At 39.6% G+C, this 1,389-nt stretch carries 2 protein-coding genes; one reads left to right on the top strand and one right to left on the bottom strand.

All coding sequences use genetic code 11. From position 1 onward, the window contains the following. Positions 1–543 precede the first annotated feature (543 nt). Entirely contained in the window at positions 544–975 is a 432-nt protein-coding gene (locus F6K53_RS42700; RefSeq protein WP_293086647.1) for a hypothetical protein, read from the top strand. Between the two features lie 171 nt (positions 976–1,146). On the opposite strand, the gene F6K53_RS42695 is transcribed toward F6K53_RS42700, so the two are convergent. Further along, positions 1,147–1,326 carry a hypothetical protein gene (locus F6K53_RS42695; RefSeq protein WP_293086644.1) on the bottom strand — a complete coding sequence of 60 codons (180 nt, stop codon included), beginning with the start codon at positions 1,324–1,326 and terminating at the stop codon, positions 1,147–1,149. Positions 1,327–1,389 lie beyond the last annotated feature (63 nt).

Raw genomic sequence — 1,389 nt, 5'->3', positions numbered from 1 at the left:
GTTTTATCCGGATAAAAAAATAACTTATTTAGTTTAAAAAAGCAACAACATCCTAGATAAGCTTATCGTAAGCATTCAGCTATCAGCCATCAGCCATCAGCTAATGCGCTACTTGAGGTGCTACTTGATGTGCTTATGGGCTATTAGGAAGCTACGGAACTTTTGAATCAAACACGTAAGCAAAAGTTTAATCTGAGTTATGAAAAGCTGACTGCTGACCGCTGACGGCTGAATGCTTACAGCTTATCTGCCTTTAAATTGTTTATTTCCTGTTCCCTGTTCCCTGTTCCCTGTTCCCTTTGATTAACTTATATATCCCAAATTAAATTCTGAACAGATTAGTCAATAAATACTGATCAAGTTTCCACGTAATTCAGTATTATCCCTAGTTTACTGACTACAAACTAGTTATAGATTTCGATAAGTTCAGTGTTCTCTCGGATTTACTATAGTCTTCCCATGAAGTTACTTTATAACTATGAAACGGGTTCAAGGATGACCTAAGTTCAGGATAAACTATCAAGGGACAAAGCTCGAAAAACCATGAATAATAAGCATCTAAATCTAGGAAAAATTCTGATCAACACAGGTCTCGTTTTTGCGGGCTTAACTGGTCTACTAGCTACATCAGCTAATGCTGAATCAGCGATTCGCGGATCTGCCGTGGAGACAAGGGCTTCTGGGAGTTCTATCAGTGTTTCCGGTGAGCTGATTTTACCTGAAGCTCTCCACTTTCCTGGTCCATTAGTTGTTACACCAGCATACACTGGTGCAGGAACAAACACTGCAACTATCGATACCCTCACCCTAGATGGCGGTACAGCTGCGGCAGTGTCGGCTACTACCACTAGTAGCTCAACAAATGCATTCCTTGAGGCAGCTGCAACCGCTCTAGGTGCTGCTACCGCAGTTGAGGATCAAGCCGCTTTAATCCGTGCGGGAGCTGGTACTGAGGGCTTAGGTGCTCTAGATTAAATTAACAGTCAATAAATCCTGTTAAATCAGGGAAAACGCATCTTAATTAATAAACCCTCTATTAGCCTCAACACTCAGCATTCAGCTATCAGCTATTGAAAAGTGCTATAGAGTCATAATTTTTCCGTAATCCACATCAATGGTTTACTGTCAAGACTAATTTAGATGCGTTTACCCTTTCTCTTCAATTACGTTTTCTTGATCATGCCTCCTGGAATTTCTGTGTAGGGAAATGCTAGGAGTATTTTTTATGTTTGTATAAAAAATAGCAAAGGGAATAGGGAATAGGGAATAGGGAACAGTGAACAGAGAACAGGGAACAGGGAGGAGGAAAAAAAAATTGCAACTCATTAATTTAAAAAATGCTATTTCCAAAATTTAGGATATTCTTTGCTGCACATGTTAGTAGTGTTT

Source organism: Moorena sp. SIO4A1, assembly GCF_010672065.1.
Classification (GTDB): domain Bacteria; phylum Cyanobacteriota; class Cyanobacteriia; order Cyanobacteriales; family Coleofasciculaceae; genus Moorena.
Note: the sequence above shows the minus strand (reverse complement) of the source record. Positions and strands in the feature narration are given on the sequence as shown.